This window comes from Bradyrhizobium sp. USDA 4538 (genome assembly GCF_024171045.1).
Classification (GTDB): Bacteria; Pseudomonadota; Alphaproteobacteria; order Rhizobiales; family Xanthobacteraceae; genus Bradyrhizobium; species Bradyrhizobium australafricanum.
The window spans coordinates 327,031-348,933 of the sequence record NZ_JALJZE010000002.1 but is presented as its reverse complement, the minus strand read 5'-3'; the positions used below and the strand labels follow the sequence as shown (position 1 = coordinate 348,933).

Annotated in this window: 15 protein-coding genes; 7 read left to right on the top strand and 8 right to left on the bottom strand. The window is 60.7% G+C overall.

Annotated features, from left to right (window positions below; all coding sequences use genetic code 11):
- Positions 1–15 precede the first annotated feature (15 nt).
- The gene (locus J2R78_RS42920) at positions 16–705 is read left to right on the top strand and encodes a hypothetical protein (protein WP_253610101.1); all 690 of its coding nucleotides are present in this window, start codon (positions 16–18) and stop codon (positions 703–705) included.
- A 105-nt stretch (positions 706–810) separates the two neighbouring features.
- Here the strand turns inward: J2R78_RS42920 and J2R78_RS42915 are convergent, their stop codons facing one another.
- From J2R78_RS42915 to J2R78_RS42900, 4 genes are all read right to left on the bottom strand, one after another.
- Positions 811–3,471, bottom strand: coding sequence for a helicase-related protein (locus tag J2R78_RS42915; protein ID WP_253610102.1), 2,661 nt, complete (start codon positions 3,469–3,471; stop codon positions 811–813).
- Between the two features lie 695 nt (positions 3,472–4,166).
- Positions 4,167–4,811 (bottom strand): hypothetical protein, encoded by a 645-nt coding sequence (locus J2R78_RS42910; RefSeq protein WP_253610103.1) that lies wholly within the window; start codon positions 4,809–4,811, stop codon positions 4,167–4,169.
- Complete coding sequence (locus tag J2R78_RS42905; RefSeq protein ID WP_253610104.1) at positions 4,808–6,664, bottom strand: phospholipase D family protein; 1,857 nt, start codon at positions 6,662–6,664, stop codon at positions 4,808–4,810. The genes J2R78_RS42910 and J2R78_RS42905 overlap by 4 nt, the downstream gene beginning before the upstream one ends.
- Positions 6,661–7,890 (bottom strand): DUF6361 family protein, encoded by a 1,230-nt coding sequence (locus J2R78_RS42900; RefSeq protein ID WP_253610105.1) that lies wholly within the window; start codon positions 7,888–7,890, stop codon positions 6,661–6,663. Before J2R78_RS42900 ends, J2R78_RS42905 begins: the two co-directional genes overlap by 4 nt.
- Before the next feature lie 223 nt (positions 7,891–8,113).
- Here J2R78_RS42900 and J2R78_RS42895 point away from each other — a divergent pair, with 223 nt between their 5' ends.
- Positions 8,114–8,968 carry a type IV toxin-antitoxin system AbiEi family antitoxin gene (locus J2R78_RS42895; protein WP_253610106.1) on the top strand — a complete coding sequence of 285 codons (855 nt, stop codon included), beginning with the start codon at positions 8,114–8,116 and terminating at the stop codon, positions 8,966–8,968.
- Positions 8,965–9,192 (top strand): hypothetical protein, encoded by a 228-nt coding sequence (locus tag J2R78_RS42890; protein ID WP_253610107.1) that lies wholly within the window; start codon positions 8,965–8,967, stop codon positions 9,190–9,192. The genes J2R78_RS42895 and J2R78_RS42890 overlap by 4 nt, the downstream gene beginning before the upstream one ends.
- Before the next feature lie 26 nt (positions 9,193–9,218).
- Here the strand turns inward: J2R78_RS42890 and J2R78_RS42885 are convergent, their stop codons facing one another.
- From J2R78_RS42885 to J2R78_RS42875, 3 genes are all read right to left on the bottom strand, one after another.
- Positions 9,219–10,367 (bottom strand): mandelate racemase/muconate lactonizing enzyme family protein, encoded by a 1,149-nt coding sequence (locus J2R78_RS42885; RefSeq protein ID WP_253610108.1) that lies wholly within the window; start codon positions 10,365–10,367, stop codon positions 9,219–9,221.
- Positions 10,368–10,531: 164 nt separating this feature from the next.
- Positions 10,532–11,371, bottom strand: a complete 840-nt coding sequence (locus J2R78_RS42880) for an ABC transporter ATP-binding protein (RefSeq protein ID WP_253610109.1) — start codon at positions 11,369–11,371, stop codon at positions 10,532–10,534.
- A gap of 100 nt (positions 11,372–11,471) precedes the next feature.
- On the bottom strand, positions 11,472–12,596 hold the full coding sequence (locus J2R78_RS42875) for an ABC transporter substrate-binding protein (RefSeq protein WP_253610110.1): 1,125 nt from the start codon (positions 12,594–12,596) through the stop codon (positions 11,472–11,474).
- Between the two features lie 169 nt (positions 12,597–12,765).
- Here J2R78_RS42875 and J2R78_RS42870 point away from each other — a divergent pair, with 169 nt between their 5' ends.
- The 4 genes from J2R78_RS42870 (at position 12,766) to J2R78_RS42855 (ending at position 17,834) form a co-directional block, all read left to right on the top strand.
- Positions 12,766–14,133 carry an aminotransferase class III-fold pyridoxal phosphate-dependent enzyme gene (locus J2R78_RS42870; protein WP_253610111.1) on the top strand — a complete coding sequence of 456 codons (1,368 nt, stop codon included), beginning with the start codon at positions 12,766–12,768 and terminating at the stop codon, positions 14,131–14,133.
- 261 nt (positions 14,134–14,394) lie between these two features.
- Positions 14,395–15,885, top strand: coding sequence for an amidase (locus J2R78_RS42865; RefSeq protein WP_253610112.1), 1,491 nt, complete (start codon positions 14,395–14,397; stop codon positions 15,883–15,885).
- A gap of 473 nt (positions 15,886–16,358) precedes the next feature.
- Positions 16,359–17,171 carry an ABC transporter permease gene (locus tag J2R78_RS42860; protein ID WP_253610113.1) on the top strand — a complete coding sequence of 271 codons (813 nt, stop codon included), beginning with the start codon at positions 16,359–16,361 and terminating at the stop codon, positions 17,169–17,171.
- 54 nt (positions 17,172–17,225) lie between these two features.
- The gene (locus J2R78_RS42855) at positions 17,226–17,834 is read left to right on the top strand and encodes a TetR/AcrR family transcriptional regulator (RefSeq protein WP_253610114.1); all 609 of its coding nucleotides are present in this window, start codon (positions 17,226–17,228) and stop codon (positions 17,832–17,834) included.
- A 427-nt stretch (positions 17,835–18,261) separates the two neighbouring features.
- Here J2R78_RS42855 and J2R78_RS42850 read toward each other — a convergent pair whose 3' ends face one another.
- On the bottom strand, positions 18,262–21,894 hold the full coding sequence (locus J2R78_RS42850) for a LodA/GoxA family CTQ-dependent oxidase (protein ID WP_253610115.1): 3,633 nt from the start codon (positions 21,892–21,894) through the stop codon (positions 18,262–18,264).
- Between the last annotated feature and the right edge of the window lie 9 nt (positions 21,895–21,903).

Sequence of the window (21,903 nt, the reverse complement as noted above, 5' to 3'; positions counted from 1 at the left end):
GGGGGGCTTGATTACATGGCCGATAAAAAAAGCCCGGACGCAATGCTTCGCGAACAGTGGAGCAAGGCGTCGCGGCTTACGCTTTCAGGCACCGTTGCGCTATTTCTTCTGACACGCGGCGCGAAGTCCGGAGCGGGCAAGATTCTCGAAATCCTTGGTCTGGATTGGTCTTCGCTCAACGCTCATGCTGTCGCTCTTCTCGGTGTTCCCGTCGTTGCTACGCTCTGTGTCTGGTCCTTGTGGTGGGCCAAGGCCTTTGCGAGGCGGCATACGGGCGGGGCCTGGTTCGATAGGGTGGTCACCAAATCCGATCTCGGACTGATATCGGATAAGGCCCGCATGGTCGCGATCTGGTCTCTGATCTTATTCGTCGCGCTGCCCCTTATCGGTCTTGGCATCCTCGAAGGGACATTTCTGCACGGCAATTTCTACTTCGCGGCCGATGGCAACTTCAGCTGTCCTGAGAATTGCAAGCAGAAGATTGGCGTATGGGCGCATTTCTGGCCCGCGAATGGCCTTCCGGACGTTCTCAAGACGGCCTATCGTTACGACGGAAATCTCACCTACGTACCGTTTTGGCAGCCCATTTTGTGGTTACTTTTCGGCGTCGGAGCTTTGATCTATGCCCTGTCCTACCTGCGGCTAATCTTTCAAACTCCCGCTTCACGCCAGCACTCCATCCAAGTTCGGGAAACAGCGTTGTAAGACGCCTCGAAGCAGTGGATTAATTTTTGCCGCGGCCTACTGATAAAGACAGGCTTCCGCTTATGGCGGCGGTAGCCCGCTGGCGATCGCCGCATCGCGGGAACATTAAAACGTTTGAGCGGTGCGGTCAGGCATCGCTCGATCGATGGTCGTCTCCTCGGCCGGCGGCGGCCGCGCAGACATATCTTCGCCCACCCTGACCGGAGGAGAGGCGATCGATATCGGGCTCTGACCAACACCCGAGGCATGGATTGCCTTCGTTCGAAGACCCATCGCAGACAAATCAAGGATGAGTGGCTGCAACAGCGTGCGGGTTGCCTCGCCCCCGCGCGACAACACGTCGATGAAATCCTCCTGATTGGGCTGTCCAAGGGCCAGCCGATAGATCATGCGCTGCTCGCGAAGTTGGGCGAATCGAGCAATGTCCCGTCCAAAGGGGCGCTCGAAGACGTGGCGGCGGATTTCGGCTCCGTCGAGCACCCACCAAGGACGGAGGCCGCTGGCATCGACGAAACGCTCCGCATGTCTTTGTACGCATCGCCACGGTGAGGCGTCGCCCAAGGCGGGATCTTTCAATATTTCGTCGCGCAATTCCGCGGATAACCTTCGCCTAACCGACAGTCCCGCGTAGCGCTGGACGCGACCTTCACGTTGCTCGAGGTCGAGCGGATTGGAGGAGAGATCCCAATGAACAACATGTGAGCACCATGGGTGAAAATCCAGTCCCTCCTGCCCAACCGACGTCGTGGCAAGGACATGCGGCCAAAAAGGTGTGTTGAAGCTTCGGCGCACTTCGTCGGGGCGAACCGGAGTGGCTTCCGCCACGCCACCATCCACTTTGATGACGGGTTCGGTTTCGGCGTCTCCAAAGGGCACGGCAACATGGCAGCGCACGGGAATCTTATGCGGAGGTCCGCCGATGCCATGGAAGCTGAAGCCGCCGGCGCGAAGTCCGAGAGATGATTGCAAGTCCTTGGCAAGTCCAATCGCCCCCTCTTGCAGGTTCTGCGCGCGGAGCCAGAAGTGCTCGTCGAGAACGCTTTCGAAACCGCCATCGACGACCGCACCCATGACCTGGTCGACCGCACTCTTTCCCGGCAACGATGACAGGATCACCGGATTGTCGAGATAGGCGCGAAGCCCCTGCCAACTAAGTTGCACCAGTTCGGAGTAGCGCGCGGGATCGAGCATTGTCGGGTCATGCCGCAGCAGGGCCCGGCCCAGCGCGACACCCGGCGCTCCGATCGCATAGTCCACGAGGTCCGAAAGCTCGGCTGGAGAGAGTCGATCGACCGGCTGCCCTTGCCGCCATTTCTGGACAGCGGCCTGCGCAGCACGATCGTCGCCGATTGCGCTCGTCCACGCTGAGGCGGACAGCTCCGCGACACCGGCGAAGCGTTCAATCGAGGCCAAGATCGGTGCAATCGATCTGTGCCTTCGCCGGGCTTTGACGGTGTCTCGTTCGACGATCCCTTTTGGCAATGCGGCGAGAATCTGCCGACGGGCCTCTTTACGGACGGCGCCGAGCGTCGCCCCGGCTTTCGCGAGTGGGTCCGTGTTACGGATCAGCCATGGCGAAGGATGGAAGGCCGCCATCACAGGTCCGGGAACGGCGGCCAGCTTGAAGCGCCGGCGCCTATAGGCCTTTTCATAGCCGCCATGTTTTCGGGGGAGGCAGTGGGCCTCGACGCCAAAGCTGAGCGGTGCGGCGACACTGGGCGGCGTTGCGCGGAAGCGGCTGAACATCAGGAGCTTGGGCTCGGCCGCCGCGTTTTTCCAGTCTCCGCCGAGCGGCCACCAGGGAAGCGACGGGGCAACCCACGGCAACGCCAGCAGTTTGGGTGGAGCTACGCTGCTCAGAGCGCGAAGCTTTGCGTCAGGCCACGCGGCCGGCGCATCGAGCTTGTTGCGGCGCTCGCGCGTGATCCGGATGAGCTTCGGCGCAGCCTTGATATTGGCGCCCTTCCAGGCCGCGTACCGGGGACCCAGAGATTGGGCCGGCAGCGGAACCGACGACCAGTACGGCAGCGCCTCATAGCGCACCCGTTCGGCGAAACTGTCAGCCAAATGGCGGTACACCTGAAAGTCCTCGGGCGACGGATCGGCATGGAGGAATTGAGTTCCTGCCAGCGGATCTATTGAGGCCACGCTGTCTCGTTCGGTGCGCGACATCACGGGATTCAGCAGCTTGCGCAGCTCGTCTCTGAGCCGGCCGGCTTCGGCCACCTCATTCTTCAGCTCCGGATGGCTCGCATCAGCATGCGCCGCAATGTCACGTAGCTTGTCGCCGAAATCCGAGAAGAGCTTCCTCGCACGGTCGCGCACATCAGGACCGCCGAGGAAATCGATCAATTTCAGAAGTTCGGCGTGAGCGAGCGCGCCGCGTGCTTCCTCCCACCGAGTGGTCAGATGCGGATAGGGTGTCGCGCTGAGTAGCAGGATCGCCGGCGGGGTGGTCGAGCCTTCGGGATCCAGCAGCGCCTTGAGAAGCGGATCAGCGTCTTTCTCGTCCAGAAGCTGCCGGTAACGTTGAAACTCATCCAGAATAACGAGATTGGGCGGTTGCTGGCGCAGCGTCGCCAGCGCCAGCGCGCGTCGAAGGCGGCCAACGAAGGTCGTGGGCTTGAGGGCTTTGATTTTCCGCTTGTCGATGGCTTTCGAGAACCGCGTAAATCTGGCGACATCGTGCGCGGGCAGAGCATCCGGGCGGTCTAAGTCGTCGAACCGATGGTGGCCAACGACGGCTGGGCTGGCCGCCGTTGTCAAGGCCGCCAGCCGCCGAAGGCGGTGGCCGTAGGCCAGCCTTTACAGCGGCGACCGGCCCAGCCATCCTCCCACCGAGGGTCGATGGCTTCCATGCAAGAGGTTCTTGAGCAGGTCGCGGTGCGGATGTTGCAAAACGCAGCGACAGTACGAGCACGCAAAGCGTGCCACTCGGAATGCTCTGATGGCATCTGCAGGTTATTTTTGTGCTCCCGTTGCCGGGTTCAGGTTCTTGTCTGCCGCCGATGCGATCGCGGTCAGATTTACTGCTTCGGGGCCTGCGCACAGGAAGCACGGCGTGAGCGGCGTAGGGAGGCCCGGCGGCGCTATCAGGCAACTGACCGTGGCCGGGCTATGCACGCCGATCGGAACCGCCGGTATCGCGCTCGACGGCGATACGTGACGGACCATGGTCCTTTGGTGACCAGGTCAGAGCGCCGTTTGTCCATAGTCAACACTGCTTCGAGCGATCCACCTCGCGGTAACGCACCTCACCTCGAACTCTGTCATCGTTGTTCGCGATCGGCGTCGGCGCTTGTGCGCCTCTCGGTCCTGCCGCGTCGCCATGTTGGTCGCCGCCGGCGCCGTTTTGACCACCCACCTTGACGGCAACCCACTCGGCTCGCCCGGGGCTGGCCGGCAACGCGCATACGCGCCCCACCGAGACTGCGCCGTTTATGCGCGGTTCGTCGCAGCCATTAACACCGCTCGGCGTCGCCGTGCACGGCTAGATCGAGCATCGTGCGTACCGGCTCACCAAATTCCGCCGCCAGCGCGTCGCGGAACTGCTGTCGCAGATGAGGTGGCGAGGTTGCGAATTTCGTCTCCGCGTCCGCCACCGCCCAATCCCACGACCCACGTGCGCTCAGCCGCAATATGTCGGGATCAAGATCGCGGGCGAAAGCGGGGTATGCTTGCTCGAGCAAGACCTTAAGGAATGCCCGCTCTTCTTTGCGTCCTCCGGTCAGGCGTGCTCGTGCACCCGGAAAGGACGTTGCCGGGGTCAACGCGTAAATCAGAACCGGATTGTCCGGCCGCTTTGCAACCGCAATCAGCGAAAGCCGATCCGGTGTGGCGGTTGCGGCCTTGCGCTGTGCATCGCCAAGAAACCCGACGACACGTCCCTTGTTCTGATGCGAAACCGCGTGACCATTGGCTATATAGCAGATGACGAAGGGCCGGCAGCCATCATCGGACATGCGGCGAGCAAGCTCCTTCGCCACGACCGTTTTTCCGAGACCGACCTCATCGGCAACCAGAAAGCGCCGACGGCCTCCGGGTGCTGCGAAGATCGCAAGCGCCGCATCGACGGCGGCCTCTTGGAATGGTTTTGGCGCACTCACCGACGCTTGTCCTTGATCTCAGCGAGGCCGAGCCCGCTCCGGAGCTTGCGCCACAGATCATCAAAGCGCTCCAGCATCTCCGCGGTTTGCGGCTCCTCCTGTTTAGCCTGCTCAAGTACGGCTGGCAGATATTGAGAAACCCGCCGCTCGATCTCCAGGAACTTGTTCGGGTCGCGCGCCCATGCCGCCAACATTTCTTCGAGCGTTGGCAATGAGGAATCGAGCGTGGGATTCGTTACCGTGCCCGCTCGTTGCTGCGGCTCGTCATTCGTCCAGTCGCCTTCACCCTCGCGCCCGTCGTCCGCCAACAATCCGGCCAGCCACATGAGGAAGCCTCTTGCGCCTAGAAAGTGCACGAACGCTGTGCGGTCGCGATCCTCTCCGAAAGGCGGCTCCGCTGGCGCGCGCTGCAGCCACGACAGGCCTTTCCCACCGCGGCTGACGCGCAAGCGAACGAACTCGCTCCGCTCGGCGGGAGCGACGGGCCCCAGCTCCACCACGACTTGTTGGGCGGGCCAGGCTATGAGCTCGCCGTGAAGCGTGCCCACCTCAAGTACGATGTCTGACTCATCAGGATGAGGGCCCCCGGGATGGACACTGGAACGATGGGTGAGCCGCGCTCCCGTATCGTCGATGCTGAGCTGCGCCGCCCATCGCGCGGCGACCTGGGCACGTGCTCGTTCGAGCGCTTCCTCTTCCAGGGCTACCGCATCCGGCGAATGTTCGATGCTGGGCGCTTTAACCAGCCGGGCTGAATCGAGAAGCGCTCTCAGTCCTTTCTCGACCTGCTCAGTCACGAGTAGTTCGACCGTTACCTCGGCATTGCGCCCGGTCCAGGCGCGCATGGTGGCGTTCGCACTTCCAAGCCAGAGCCGACGCTTCTGCCCGGATCGCATAAACAGCAACTTCGCATGTAGACCGCGGCCGACCTCTTCTTCCTCGTCTTCGGCGCCGCCGCTGTCAGGAGTGGGCAACGCGCTCTGCGGATCAGGCTCGGGATCGCCAATTGGATAGTCAGGCGCGTCCAACGCCAACAGATCGTCGAATACCGCCAGAGACGGACCGATCCGCTCGATCTCGCGCATTGTCGTCAGGAGCCGCCGCCGCGTTGACTTCGTCGCCTGCGGCGGCGCCTGTCGCGAAAGGAAATTCTTGTCGACGAAGGGGCTCACCACCACGACTTCATCCGTTTCTGCCGGCGGGACGGGAACGGTCTGACCGCCCGATCCGGCCGACCAGAGAATCCGCTCCACGCGCACACCCGACGGTGGCCGCCAAGCCACCTTTGCAACGGCCGCCGCCAGCGAGGCGGGGCGTTGCGCCTTGAGTGCGGCCCGTTCAGCCAGGGCCCGCGCCAGCTCCTCCGCACCGAGAACCGGAGCGCCGCCTTTCGCGCCAGAAACAAGCAAAAGCCCGATGTCACGATTCACGCATTCAGTTAGATTTCGGCTCCCAATCCAGAGCCGCCAGCCGATTTCGCCATCGGCTCCGCGCGTTCGGACCAGCGCGGCCTTGGGGTGCCAGCTGTGCGTCGCCTCATCGAAATCGACTTCGCGCACGAACTGATCCAGCACCGCCGCGATACGCGGTGTCTTGCGCACCTTCGCGAGGCGGCCGCGCTGGATGATAATGCGCACCTTCCCACGTAGTCGCTCGACCGCGTCGGCGAAATCGGACGGGCTGCCTCGGCCGGCGTCGGTGTCCTTCCCCACCAGGGCGAGCAGGGTAGCACCAATCGATCCCAGATCCGCCGAATAGGAGGCCAGCAGCGCCAGCTCGACGCTCTCATCCGGCCGTGGGCGCAAGCCTTCGAGGAACGAGAGCGCCGGCCAACTATCGACAGGTCCGCTCATCTTGCGTCCGCCAGATCATTGAGGAGCGTGCTGACCTGCTCCCATCGATAGTGGAGAGGCCCTGCAAGACCGTGTTCGTCGCTCGACCATTCAAGGCGCCGCGCGCGGCCGTTGGGCGTCGGCGCAAGCCGGGCGCGCGGCCCTTTACGAGCTTCGGCCGCAGCATATACATCGAAGAGCGAGCCGGGATTTTCCGATTTGGCCGCGATCCACGCCTTTGTGGCAGTTAGGACTGCGCGCAATCTGGATGGTAGCACGCCAATGTCCGCCTCGAGCGCGTCGACATCGAGCTTGGCTGAAATGGACCCGTGCTCTTCGACAATGGTGGCCAAGTGGTCGCGATGTCGGGTCGAGGTCTCCCGCTTGTCGTTCGCCTCGACGATTTGTTCGAGAACCGCGTCGTAGACGGCGCGGCCGACGGCGGCGAGGCTTGCGGCCTGCTGCGCCCGAACAAGCGATGCTTGATCAGAGTTGGCGATCGCACGAGTCTCGTCGGCCCACATAGCTGATGGTGCCGCAACCTCGGTCCGGACCAGCCGCGCAAGGAGAGACAGCTCATGGCCGCCATTCCGGCGCAACTGAGCGAGCCGCTCGCGAAGAAATGCCGCTTCCGCGGCCGTAAGCCGTAGGGTGATGGGACCGCCATGCCAACTGTCCGGCCTGTCGGGCAGAGACGCGAATGGCGGCTCTGACCTGAGGAGCGGCTGCCCATCGTCATCAGTCGCTGCGCCCGCGCTCTTCAGCAACCGATGCGCTTGCGCTCGCGAAATCGTCCGTCCGTCCGGACGCGGACGCAATATCCCCCACGCCGCGAGCGCATTCCAATACACGGTCGATGGCGGCTGGCTTGACGGTTTGGGATAGACACGGCTGCCGATCACCTGGGATTCCTTTGCGTCTTTCAGCCGTCCAGCAAGCTCCCGTTCGCGTTCGCGCAAAGCCCTTACAGCGGCCAGCCCCGTAAGTCCCGCCAGATCCTCGAACAGCCAGGGCACGAAGATGGCATAGCGGGCGCGGGTATGCAGCACCGATGTGCCCGGAAAAAAGCGATCGGCATAACGCTGATGGATCGTCAGAAAGCCGATCTCATCGCGCACGCCCATGGATTCTTCATCCATCTGCGCCTTGGCGCGGGCGAGCGCCTCTCGCGATAGATAGCTCCATCCCAAAGCGGACTCGACCGGGGAGCCGATTCGCGTGCGGGATGATCTTGTGGGTTGGCCCATGCCGCTCAGCTCCACAAAGAGGACAAGGTCGCCGCGACCAGCTTAGCGCCGGTGGGGACGAAATCAGCGCTGTCGTAGAGCACGGCGCCGAAGGCAAATCGGCGCGTGACGGGGGCGGCCGTCATAGGCGAGGTCCTCGCTTATTAGTATTATATTGTAAAATGGACATTTTTGGGCGAAATTTGCATACATCGTATGGATCAATGGAGTCTCATATTGAAAAATGGACGTTTATAACCTATTTTTGAATATGATGCTACAAGGCAGTTCCAGCCTCCCAAATTTCGTTACGTCCCTCCAGTCGGAGGGGCGCATCACATTCACGCGCGCCGAGGCCATCGCAGCCCTCGGCGTCACGGAGGGTGCCTTCCTCAAAGCCGCCGCGCGGCTTCAAAAACGCCACATGCTGTTCAATCCCCGGCACGGTTTCTATGTGGCCGTCCCGCCGCAATTCATGAACTGGGAGGCACCACCGCCCCCCTGGTACATCGACGCGCTGATGCGGCACGAGCAGCGTTCCTACTATGTAGGTCTGCTCAAGGCGGCTGAGCTGCACGGCGCTACGCATCATGCCGTCATGGAATTCCAAGTCGTGACTGACAAGCAACTCCGCATGATCCGGGCGGGGCGCTCTTGGGTCGCGTTCTATTTCCGCAAAGACCTGGAAAGCGTCCGTGAGGGTGTCGTCGATCGAAAGACGGATACGGGCAGCATGAAAATTTCAGGGCCCGAACTGACGGCGCTTGACCTCTTCCGTTACATGCACGCGGCGGGCGGCATCGATGCTGTCGCGACCGTCATGACGGACCTCGCGGAAAGCATTGATGGTCAAAAGCTGGCGGCCATGTCGGCGCATTTCGAGCGCGCTTGCGGCCAGAGGCTCGGCTATCTGCTTGATCGGCTCGGTCACGCCGAGCGCGCCAACCCGCTTCACGATCGGCTCTTGGAAGAAGGAGCGATGCCCTGGGTCACGCTCGAACCGGAGCGTCGAAAGGATGGGACGGCGCGCCGCACGCCTGTCGAGCGCAACGAGCGTTGGCGCGTGATTGTGCGGCGTTATCTGGACATCGATGAATGATCCCCGCTCAGAACATCATCGCTTGGTCAAAGCATGCCCCGTGGGCAGAGCAGCGGCAAATCGAGCAGGACCTTATCATCGCGCGGGCGCCGGTCGAGCTCCTCAACGACCCATTCCTGCGCAAAGAGCTTCGCTTCCGCGGCGGAACGGCGCTCAACAAGGAGGGGCCGATTCGCCTCTTGCTATTCTACGCGTCGACAGCAAGAAAAATGCCGAAACCCTAGTGCCGAAGACCAGGAGACGACTCTCGTCAGATGACGCGGTAGCGGTCGATCACGGTTGGGTCCGGCTCTATACCAAGACCAGGTGCGGTTGGGACGGTGAGCTTGCCGTGGACTGGTAGTGTTGCGCCATTATAGAGTTCGGCCTCGAACTGACAGTAAAGTCGCTCAAGAAATGGTATGGTGCGCTGAGCGGCGTTGATGTGAAGGGTGGCAATCTGTCCGGGGCCGAATAGCGCACAATGGGGCACAAATTCGATCGCGCTTGCCTCGCAAAAGGCTGCAATCTTCATCAGCTCGGTAACGCCACCAGTCTTCGCGACGTCGGGCTGAGCTATGTCGATAGCGCCAGCGTCTGCCATCGCGACGAAATCCTGCAGCGAGCCGGCATTCTCGCCCGCCGCAATGCGGTGGTGCCTCGCAGCGCGTACTCTCGCAAGGCCACGATAATTGTCCGGGGGCCAGACCGGCTCCTCAAGCCAGAGAAGGTCAAGTCCGGCGAGCCGCGCATCCATCGCCAGCGCCTCGGCCACCGACCAGGGGCAGTTCACGTCGAGCATGACAGTTGCGTGGCCGGCCGCGGCCGCGCATGCCGCCGCGATCTCCCGATACCTGATCTCGTGCAGCTTGATGTAGCTATATCCCTCCGCAATAGCTCGCCGGACGGCGGCAGCGACACCCTCCTCGCTGTCGTAGCGCAAAAGGCTGGCGTAGACCTCAACTTCATTCCCGAAAGGCCCGCCAAGCAAATCAACCAAGGGCGCGCCGGCGGCCTTGCCTGCGATATCCCACAGCGCAATATCGATCGCCGAGATCGCGTACATGGTTGGTCCGACACGTCCGAAATTCTGCAAGCCGTACTCGAGCTTGTGTTTGATTTTGCCGATACGGCGTGCCTCTTCACCAATAACCAGCGGCAAGATGCGGGTTTCGATAAGATTCTTGAGCGAGCGGTCCTCTGTACGTGAGAAGGCCTCGCCCCAGCCGACGAGACCGGTGTCTGTTTCCAGTCGCACAAACAACGTATCGAAAGTATTCGCGGGCGCGCTTGTGAACGCCCAAACTGGCTTTGCGTCCAACTGAAACGGCACAGCAACGAGTATGCACTCAGCCTTTATGATCCGGCCAGATTGGGACAAGGATCCGGTCCCCACGTCGGCTTTCGTAGCGATGGTCAAGGAACAACTCCGATGATGGACATATTGAGCTTTCGAGCAAGACCAGCGCGGTCGAACGCGCGCGGCCCCTTAGTGGTTGAACTGTATGGCCAACGCTGACAAGCATCAGCGGCTTGGCGGCAATTTGCGGACCTGCTTGGCGCTGCCGAAAGAAACAGTTCCTCCTAGGCAGGAGCGCTACTGGCCGAAAGACGAAAGCGCTCGGAAACTTCGGCCTGGTGAACCTCGTCTCGCAGCAGGGTCCAGATTTCCTGACGCAAGCGGGCGAATTCAGGCGTGCCGCGAACGTCGTTCTCGCAGGAACGCGATTGCAAGGACGTGTCGATCACCTTCTTGATCCGCCCCGGACGGGACGTCATAACCGCAACGCGCTGGCCGAGATAGATCGCTTCATCGATCCCGTGCGTGATGAAAACGATGGTCTTGCCGGATTCCTCCCAAATGCGAACGAGTTCGCCCTGAAGCGTTTCGCGGGTCTGCGCATCAAGTGCGGCGAACGGCTCATCCATTAGAAGCACATCGGGATCGTAAGCGAGGCTGCGCGCGATCGCCACGCGCTGCTTCATACCGCCCGAAAGCTCATGCGGATATCGCTCCGCGAACTCTGCAAGACCCACCATGGCGAGGAAGCGCATAGCAATGTCAGCGCGTTTGCGTTGGGCGATCCCTTTGGCTTCCAGCCCGAACTCGACGTTCTTGAGCGCGGTACGCCACGGGAAAAGCGCGTATTGCTGAAAAACAACCCCCCGATCTAACGCTGGGCCTGTGACGGGCGCGCCGCCGATGAGAATGCGGCCGCTCGTCGGCAAAGTCAGCCCGCTGAGCAGGTCAAGCAACGTCGATTTTCCACAGCCGCTCGGGCCGACGATTACGAAAAACTCGCCTGCCTTGATCTGCAGATTGACGTCCTCTAGCGCAACGAAAGCCGTGTCCCCGGAGCAGCGAGACGCTGACCTGGGTTCAAAAATCTTGCCCACGCTCTGGAGCTCGATGGCGCCGCTCATGCGGTTGTCCTTGTCAGCCGTTTGCAGTGACGATCAGCGGAGGTCGAACAATTGGCGCGACTTCCGCTGACGACCCCGAAGAGGACCGGCAATGAAAAGCTTACTTGGCCGTGGCGCTTTCCTTGACGTGCGGGTTGAACTCGTTTGTATAAAAGTCGCTCGGCTTGTATTTGCCGGGCGGCACAATTCCAGCGTCTTCAACGAGTTTTAGCCAGAAGGCGACGTCCGTATCATCATTTAGTGCATACTTCGACCAGCGCAGGGCGCTGTAATCCTTGCTGCCGTTCTTGGTGTAGAGATCGGGTAAGTATTGCTGCTCAAGCCGCCCATTGTCGAGGCCGAGCTTGATCACGTCGCCGGGATGGGCATTCGCCCATTCGGCAGCGTCCGCGATGGCGGAGACATAGGCGCGGACGAGGTCGGGATGCTCACTGACAAATTTGTCGGATGCCATCGTGCCGCCCCGGGCGATCAACCGCCCGGCGATATCGGCAACAGAAAACAGAGATCGGTAGCCGCTTCGCTCGAGCGAGATATAAAGGGGTGCATAGGCGATGATTGCATCAACCCCGCCCTGATCGAGCACCTGTTGCAGTTGCGGATCCGGCACCGGAACGATCTGAACCTCGTCCTTGGCCACGCCGTTTTTCGCGAGCCAGTCGAGCGCGTACCAAGCGCCTGAAAAGCTTGGATACTCTGTGCCGATCTTCTTGCCCTTCAAGTCTTGCGCCTTCCTGATCGGACCGTCTGCGCGCACAACAAGAGCCTGGCCGCCCGCCGCTTCGGGATTAAACGGCAGGGACGATGACACAATCACCTTTGCCTTCAGTCCCTTGTCGCGGGCATTGACCAAATAAGCATAGTCAGCGAAGGGCGCAAAATCGACCGAGCCGCTGTCGAGCGCAACCGAAAACTGGGCCCAGGGCACGGCGGCGAGTTGAGCGTCCAGACCGTACTTCTTGAAATAGCCCTGCGCGCGGGCCACTTCGATCAGCTCAAAGCCACGCGTCCAACCGACGTTCAGGGGCGGAAAGAAGACCTTGACGGTCTTCAACTCCTCAGCGGCGCTCGCGGGCGTCATTGCCTCCATTCCCGCTGCGGCGACGATCACGAGCGCGGCGACGGATACGAAATGCTTCAAGGATAATGAGACCAAGGACAGGCGCATGGTTTTCTCCACGATAGAGACAGAAGGCTGCTGCCGTGTCGCGGAATCGTAGAACACTTTTGCGCATCCTTCCGCGTCGACCAAAGATCGTAACATCTCCGCTTGCAGACACAAGCGAAAAAAGGTCGATCGACCAAATTCGGTCGATTGACCGAGTATCGTCTCGCTGGCTATTTTCAAAGGAGTCCTGAAGCAACGGCAGTCGGCCACAGACGGAGTGTCACCAATGGGCAGCGCTAGACCCCTCTCCAATGATCGGCTCACAAGCAATCTCGTCTATCCGTTCGCCAATGCTTCTTTCATGGCAAAAAATCCGCCACTCTGCCTCGAGCGAGGTGACGGCGTCTACGTCTTCGATGAACGCGGAAAGAGCTATCTCGACGGGCAAGGAGGACTCTGGAACGTCAACGTCGGACACGGGCGGCCTGAGATAAAGCAAGCCATCGTCGACCAGCTCGAAAAGCTAAGCTACTATTCGATGTTTGGCGGCACCACCACATTGCCGCCCGTCGAGCTTGCCGAGCTTATGTGCCGGCTCGCCGAGAAGGAGGGCATGCGGCGCGTGTTCTTCTCGTCCGGCGGATCCGAGGCCGTCGAGGCGGCAATCAAGCTCGCTCGGCAGTATTGGCGCCTCTCTGGCCATCCCGAGCGGTTCAAATTCATCTCTCTGCGGCTCGCCTATCATGGTGTCACGCTCGGCGCCTTGTCACTGAACGGCCGAGCGGCTCATCGGGAGCAATACGAGCCGTTGCTGCCCGGTTTTTATCAGGTCGAGAGTCCGCATCTTTACCGCAATCCGTTCACCTCGGATACGGCCGAGTTGGGTCGGCGCTGTGCGGACCTTCTGGAGCGAGAGATCATCTATCAAGGTGCCGGCAGCGTCGCCGCATTCATCGCAGAGCCGATCCAGGGGGCGGGCGGCGTCGTTGTGCCGCCGCCGAATTTCTGGCCGCTGGTACGGCAAGTCTGCGACAGGCACGGTGTGCTTCTCATCTCCGATGAGGTGGTCACAGGCTTCGGGCGCTCGGGCAGTATGTTTGGCTGTCGAGCCTTCGGCGTAGCGCCTGACGTCATGACCTTCGCCAAGGGGATCAATAGCGGCTATGTTCCTCTGGGCGCCACCATGATTAATGAACGGGTTGCTCAGGCGTTTGAAACGGAAGATGACAGCGAATACACGCCGCGCGCCTTCATGCATGGCAACACCTATGCTGGCCACCCGCTTGCCTGTGCCGCCGCGATTGCCAACTTGCGGATCGTCGAACAGGAGGACCTTGCGAGCAACGCCAAAGAGGTTGGCGCCTATTTTCTCGATCGCCTAAAGGAGATGGCGACACGTCATCCTCACATCGGCGACGTTCGCGGCAAGGGGTTGATGATCGGCATCGAATTGGTCGCCGACAAGGAGAGCAAGCGCTCGTTTGATCTCAGCGAACGCTTCGGAGCAAGAATCTGGGAGCGCTGCGTCGAAAACGGCGTGCTCTTGCGCAATGTCGCCGACACCTTCATCATCTCGCCGCCACTTACTTTAAAGAAGGAGCACGTCGACGTGATGGTTGACGTCTTTGATCAAGCCATTTCGTCGGTCGGGTGACAGGATGTACGATTGAATCGATTGTTCTCGTCGCGTTTACTAGGCGCTTCTCATTCGACGCGCTTGCCCGAGAGGTGGTCGCAAGGAAAGTGATAATGGCACGAGAACTCGCTGACATTGCTCGTGCCGGGAGCGCTGTTGTGCTGCCACTCGCTGACGATGAGCGCACCTCGCTTCAATCCCCGACGAACTGGAACGAGCTTGGCGATGCAAGCACTGGAAACCACAATTCCGATTGCAGATGTCCCGCGGAGGCGATGAATGGCGGCGTCAAACAGGCTTGCAATGAGTTGGGCAGAGTGGGGCAAGCACGATGCCATCGCCCTTGCCGAGCTGATCAGAGCGAAAGAGGTGTCCGTTCGCGAGATTGTGGCGCAGGCGGCTGCGGCGATTGAGCGCCTTAATCCGCAGCTCGGCGCGGTTATTGAAGTCTATGAAAATAGCCTTGAAAACGCCGATGTCGATGGCCCCGATAGAGCCGGCAAGCTCTATGGCGTGCCCATGCTCCTGAAAGATATCGGCTTGGGACTCAAGGGACGCACACAAGAGTACGGATCGAAGCTCTACCGGGACAACGTGGTAACGGCGACTGATCCGGTAGTTGAGAACTTCCTGAGCGCCGGATTGATCCCGATCGGGCGCTCGACCACGCCGGAATTCGGGATGTCGTTTGACACCACGACTGATTATTTGGGCAAGGTCATGGTGACCCGAAACCCCTGGAATTTGGAGCGCACACCAGGCGGCTCATCGGGAGGGTCTGCCGCCGCCGTGGCTGCTGGCATCGTTCCTATCGGGACGTCGTCGGATGGCGGGGGATCCACCCGCATTCCAGCGTCGTTCTCGGGGTTGGTGGGGCTCAAGGCGTCCCGCGGGCGAGTGGCGCGGCCGCTTGCAGAAAGCGAATATATCAGCAGGCTTACCATCGATGGTGTGATCACCCGCACCGTCCGCGATACGGCTGTCACCTACGACTTGATCACACGCATACCCGAAGGCGGGACGTTCATACCGATCGCGCCGCCCGTTGGCTCTTACCTGGAATTGGCTTCTCGCGAGCCCGGCAAGCTCCGGATTGGCCTTTCGACTGGCCGCTGGGGCCGCGGTACGGATACGGATAGCGAAGTATCGGAACGTGTTCGAGCAGTTGGGACGGTACTGGATAAGTTCGGCCACGCCGTTGAAGAGATCGACGATGCCCTGATTTGCGATTGGGAGGCCTTGTGGGAGGGGCATGTTGCGACGTGGATCTCGAGCCGCGCACAGCTTCGCAAACACGCCGAGAAACGCGGCATCAACGAGAAGGACCTCGAGCGATATCTGACTCCGATGGTCTATCGGCACTATTTGGCGGCAGAGCGATACGACAAATTCGATATTTGGCGAATCATGGAGCGCAACAATCAAGTCACCCGCGAGTTCGGGCGGTTCATGAGCGGGTTTGATCTGCTCCTAACCCCCACCTTTGCAATTCGACCTCAGAAAGCGAACGGGCCCTATTCGCTTCTCAGAGATCAAGAGCTTGAGCCCTGGGTCGCCCGGCTTTGCGACGCCTGCCGCTATTTGATGCCAGGAAATGAAACGGGAATGCCAAGCATCTCCGTACCGGCCGGGCTCGACCACGAAGGACTTCCCATCGGCGTTCTGCTGCATGCCAAATGGGGCCGGGAAGATCTGCTGTTGCAGATCGCAACACAATTGGAGAGCTCAAAGCCAGAATGGTTCGGAGCAACCCCGCCGGTGTATGTGTAGCCCAGCCCTGCCGGTGCTGCACCGATTGAATGGCGGGGCGGCGGATTGTTTGGTTGGGTTGGGAGAGTTTGCCCGGCCCGCGACTACGCTGGACGTCGGCAACGCGGGACTGACATTTTCGCCTCCTCTCGCGAGGGACACATTGCTGGCCGATGGTCTGCGCGGCCAACGTCTTGCTCCTCGGGTGAATGTGTGATGATCCGTTAGCAGGGCAAGCTGCCGTGAGCGGATCACGTAAGTTGCCGATCTGAGGCAGGGCTCAGTCCCGCAAGCACATCGGGAGTCGCGATTCCCGAGGCAGGTGAGCTGATGTCGGCATCGTACCTCTTGCGACACGAGCCAGCGCTCCGATCGAAGGGCCGCTCGATGGAATTATAGACGTAAATGGATCATCTGCTAAGCTTCAATGGCCGCGGGTAGGAGGGAAGGGCAGTGGAGGAAAAATGCTAGTTCATCGTAAGGAGCCGGGCGTTATGGCTTCCCCTGGTGGTTTCGTTTGGACATCGATCACTCAATCGGCTTGGCGCGCCATCGAGCCTGCCATCAGAAACTCGATCGCCATCTTGATCTTTCTGGCCCTATGGGAGCTGGCTCCTCGCTTCGGTCTGATCAATCGGACCTTCCTGCCGCCGTTTTCCGAAGTCATCGTGCGAGGTGCTGAATACGCGTGGGCCGGTAAGCTGCTGCCGCAAATCCTCGTGAGCGTCGAGAGAGCCGCGGGTGGCTTCGCGCTCGGTGTTGTCACTGCCATACCACTTGGCCTCCTGCTGGGTTGGTACCGGTCACTGGAAGCCTATCTGAACCCGCTGCTGCAACTTCTGCGACAGACAAATCCCGTCTCGCTGTTTCCGGCCTTCATCCTGTTCTTCGGCATTGGCTACGCGACCAACGTTGTCATCATCTATTGGGTGGTAGTGTGGCCGATCCTGCTTGCGACGGTCAACGGTGTTCGTGAGGCTGATCCGGCGTTGGTCAAATATGCTCGCTCGGTTGGTCTGCCGGATTGGCAAATCTTTCTCAAAGTTGTGCTGCCCTCGGCCGTCCCCTCGATCATCACGGGAGCGCGGCTTGCGGCGACTTATTCTTTCCTGATGCTCGTTGTTTCCGAGATGGTGGGCGCGACCAGCGGCCTCGGCTACCTCATTGTCAACGCGCAGTACTTGCTGAGCATTCATCTTCTCTACGTCGGTGTCATTCTTGTCGCGTTGCTGGGCATCCTCAGCAATTGGGGTCTCGTCGCGCTGGAACGGCGCCTTACCGTCTGGAAGCAGGACATTCGCTCCTGAAAGCTTATGACACCTACCTGATCCAAAGTTATCCCAACAGAAGAAGCTAAGTAAATGGCGCGAACGAAAAGCGATAGAACGCGCACGCAGATCATCGAGGGCGCGATTCGAGCGTTGTCAGAAGCGGGCGTCGCCGGAATCACAACGCGAAAAATCGCGGCAGAATCCGGGGTTGAACTATCGACGTTGCACTATCATTTCGACAGCAAGAGCGCGTTACTATTCGCAGTCCTCGAAGCGCTGATCGAAGAAATGGTTTCCTGGCAGCGAGCTCACCTGGAGAGCGTCACAGATATCAACGAGTGCATCGACCAATTGTTGCAGGTCGTATGGCGAATGTTGATGAGCACACGTCCGTTGCAACTCATTCAATACGAACTAACGCTCTACGCGCTTCGTGAGGATGCCGACTGGTTGGCCGAGCGGCAATATGATGCTTATGTGCAGCCTTATGTCGAGTTTCTCAGAAAGATTCCTGAGCGCGAAGGCGGGCTCTCACTTGAGGAATGCAGGACGATTGCCCGTTTCATGCTGGCGGGAATGGACGGCCTCCTTCTGCAGGAGCTCGCCAAGCCCAATCGCGCTCGTTCAAAGCGCGGCGTCGAGGCGCTCATCGCGGCGACCCAAACTTACGCAAATGCGCTGCGCCGACGTCGGGGCTAAAAAGCGCCCCCGTATCACACCACTCGATGGCACAGTGCGTGAACGCGGTGAGGTGGCGCGCTGGCGATCTAACCGTGAAGCCAAGACAGCGGCGCAGCTCGACAATAGCGATCAGCATCATCGGTCTGATGGGCCGCGCCAGAGCTGTACGGACGGCCGGCAGAAGCATGCCTTGGCGTCCAGCGCATGTCGAATGGGGAAGTGACCGCGCTTCAAATCTGACGGCCGCTTTCTCGATAAGGGAGAGGGGCCGCCCAAGATTAGCGGCGCGGCAGCCGCACCCGACCGGACGAGGTGCGTGCTGGCGGATCGAACAGTCCTGGTACTCATCTACGAATGGGCGGTCGAAACTGGCGGCGCGAACGTCATGGAAGGTGCCCGGCGGCAATGAGCCGCGCTGCCGTTCGCGACTAGGTTGCGTTTGGTCCTAATGCACTGCACCGTATCCGAGAGCTATACCTGTTGGATGAAACTCCTCCTCCTCAACGGTTGCTTCCAGCCGTAGAGCTTTAGGGTTCTTGTCGGCGACGTTCGGCAGCGGCATGCCTTGTCCGATCCAGGCCGACAACAACGCGCGAATGGTGTTGCCATCGCCGCCCGGCGGGATCGCATCTAAAAGTTGACCGAACGGGCTGGCTTCCAGCTCGGACAGCACTTCTCCATTCGTTGAACTAGCGAGCTTTCCCTTGAGCGATTGGAGAAAGCGCGCCGCGGCCGTCGAAAAGTCGGACGCGTCCCGGATGCTCAATAGACCGCTCACGAGAGCGTCCTGCCCGGCCTGCCGATCAGTGACGCGCAGTTGAGTCGTCATGTGATAGACGGAGCGCACCATCGCCCAGGCAAGCCAGTTATCGTATTTCGTGACGACTGCGCGGGCCTGATCCACCTCGCTGTGGGGCGAGGCCCCATTTCCGGTTCTTGCGCGAGTCTTGTCGATAGCGTCAAGCCAGAGAAATACCCGACGCGGCGACGCGGTCTGCCGCAGGCCGCTAAACCGCTCATCGGCGATCTGCTCCACGAATTTGAATTTGGTTCGGCACGCCTCATCAAGGCGGCGTTCGTCCAAGGATTTTGGCCGCTGTCGGTCTCGCCGCTTGAACGATGGCGCTTCATCCTGCACCCAGTCGCGCCACAGCTTGATTTCGGCATCGTTGAATACGCGGAACATAGCCCCGTCGAACTCGAGCAGTTTGAAGAAGCGGCTCGCGTCGGGATTGCCGGGTACGATGTACCCATGTTCGATCAGGCCATCGAGGAATGCTTTCGGATCGTTGAAGAACTGGTTGATCGGTACGCTGCCCAGCTTCTTGGTGCCGTGGTTATATTGTCCGTAGAGCTTCTTCGCGCCAATCAGCTGGAGGAGCTGATCCTCGACGGTACGCGGTTCTCTGAGGATATGGATGATCTGCTGCATGAGGATGGCGAAGGTAAGTGCGTAAGCAACGTAACCGTCCCAGATGCGGGACCATTGCTCTTGCACCGCTTCCTCTCCGCCATGCAGCTTGACATTGTGGAGATAGATCTTCACCGCTCGGAGGATTTGTCCCGCGTGTCCATCCTCGGCGTTGTCGATGGCGATATGGAGACGGTGGAACTTAGAGCTGAGGCCAACATTCTCGATGATTGATGCGGCACGGTGCAGTTCGAGTGCCGTCCACTCGAGCCAGAGCGTCATGCCAATGATCTCGGGATAGTACAGGCTCGGAAACTCCGAGATTCCAAGTTGAAATGTGGCGCTCTCGAAGGCGGCGTCGAGAAATTGAGGATCGAAGGCGAACGCAGTACTTGCAACGGGTGCCGGATAGAAGCCGAAGGAGTGGCAGAGGTCGCGGTAGACGTTTGCGTGATTCTGCGAGACCTCGCCGTCGCCAAGCTCTTCGTTGAAGATCGAGAACAGCGTCGAATTCACCTCATCCATCGGTCCCATGCGGTGCACATTGCGCAGCCAGGCGCCATCAAGGAAATTGAATGGCGTAAGCTGCTTGATCCGCTCGATGACGTTTTCACGGGTCGCAAAGTAGGGGTTGTGCTCTTCGTTCGCAGCGTTGTAGGGCCTTCCGTTCTGGGTCAGGCCGAACTCCATACAGTCGTCATAGATGTCCTTCATGCGCGCTTCGAACACTTCTTCTGAGTACCGGAAGGGCCGCACGTTGTTCATGAAGTTGAACGCGCTCGGCAACTTCTGCACGTCGCGTGCCGCTTGCAGGACGCTCTCCACATACTCCTGCGCCTTGCCGACGCAGCCGCGGTGGTTCTCCAGATTGAGCAGTGCATGGAACAGGTAACGGATGTCCATGCCCGCGTAAGGCAGGCGCTCCGTCTCGACATAGACATCCTCGCCGCTGGCGGCTCGGATCCGCTGCACGAAACCGAGCTCGTGCCAATAGCGCACCATGTCGTCGGCGCCGCGGCGCGCCGCGTCTCGCGGATCATCGCGTGTCGCAGCGGGATTCTGCCAGGGTCGGCGCAACAGCGTGCTAACACCCAGGCCCCGGTCCCACTTCACGCGCCCTTCCAGGCCTTCGCGGACGCTTTTGCCTCCCGGCTGCCACAATGAATTGACCTCGTCGAAGACGTCCTGCGGAATGACGTCGTCAGGCCGCGCGGAAGGCCACCAGTTTTCGCGGCGCAGAAAGAGCCCGGCTTGCCAGGGTAAGCTCAGGCTGGACGTCAGATCACCGGCCTTGATCGGGCCGCGGTTGATCCGAAAGGCGCCGGCATAGGTGGCGGGATCCTTTGCCCGCTGGCCGACTTCGACCCCAGGGGCAAAAGGACCGCCGACTGCCCGGTCCAACACGATACGCTGCAACTCGCTCACGCGCTCGTCCGGCGTCTGGCCAGCGGAAGTCCGTGGCGGCTGATCCGCGGCTTCCGAAGTGGCGGCAGTCGCCTGCTTCCATTTCTCTAGCAGACGATATTGCCGCGGTAGCAGCGAGAACCAACTCGCAGGGACGCCGGGTTGGCCGGGCCCTCGATCGCCATAGAGCGGCGGCATATACCGCGCGGTCGCTTGCTTGATGGCCACACCGCCTTCTGCCGTCGGATCGCGCAGCATGGCGAAAATGCGGGCGCGCTCAGTGCCGGGCTGACAATGTGCGAACGAGAATCGATGGCCTCTGCGGGCGTCATTACTGACCCAACCGATGCTGTCCATGCGGGAGAGCAACGACTGCAGACGCTCGTTGTCGGCTTCGGCCCTTTCGCTCAGCCATCCGGCGTTGATGGCGATCTCCTCTGCCACATCGTGGAGGGTGACCAGTGCATCAATAGGAGGAGCAAAGTTCGGTGGCCCCACCACCACCCAAGCCGCATCCTTGGGATCGGATACGTCGATCCGACGTCCGTCAGGCAGCGTGACGGCCGCCGACACCGGACCGTCAGAGACGTCATCATACCAGTAATCGTTGTTAGCCCAGTAGTCGGTGCTTCGCGCGTCTGCGCCAATCGGATTATCCGGAATCGTAGATCCCGCCCGCCCGAGCCCGCCAAGCACGAGCAGCCGCCCACCATCGTCCACCTGGAGCTCGCCAAGGTAAACGGGCACGCCGAGAAACGCGCCGGTGTCGAATCGTGGATTGTCAGATGCACCCGAGGAAGAGATGGCCCGTACGCCAGGGTCGATGATCAGCTCCGCGCGCTCGTCGGGGCTGCGCGTGTCGGGATAGTGATGGGAAGCGCCGTTACTGTTGCGCAGCCGCGTCGGCGCGTTGCTTACAAGGCCGTCTTGAAACCGATGTGCAGCGCCTTTCTTGTTGACGAGATGAGCGCTCCATTCGACTTCGACGGCGGGTTCGCCGTTGGCTGACCTTAACGGTAGCTCGCCGAGATTGTTGCCATCTTTGTCGTAGCCGTAGAGCCTGAAAAGAGCAGCCTGCCGCCGGACGCGACCGTTCGTATCCTTGTAGCCGCCGGCGGGGGCATCTCTGGTCCCCTCGGGAGTATCCGCGGCGACGTAGAAGCTGTCTGGGCTGTTACCTACGCGCGCGATCCCGATGCCCGGATGAATCCGGCAGCTATGGACATTAGAGAACGGGTAATCGGTGTTCGCTGTCCTTGCCATATCCTTGCT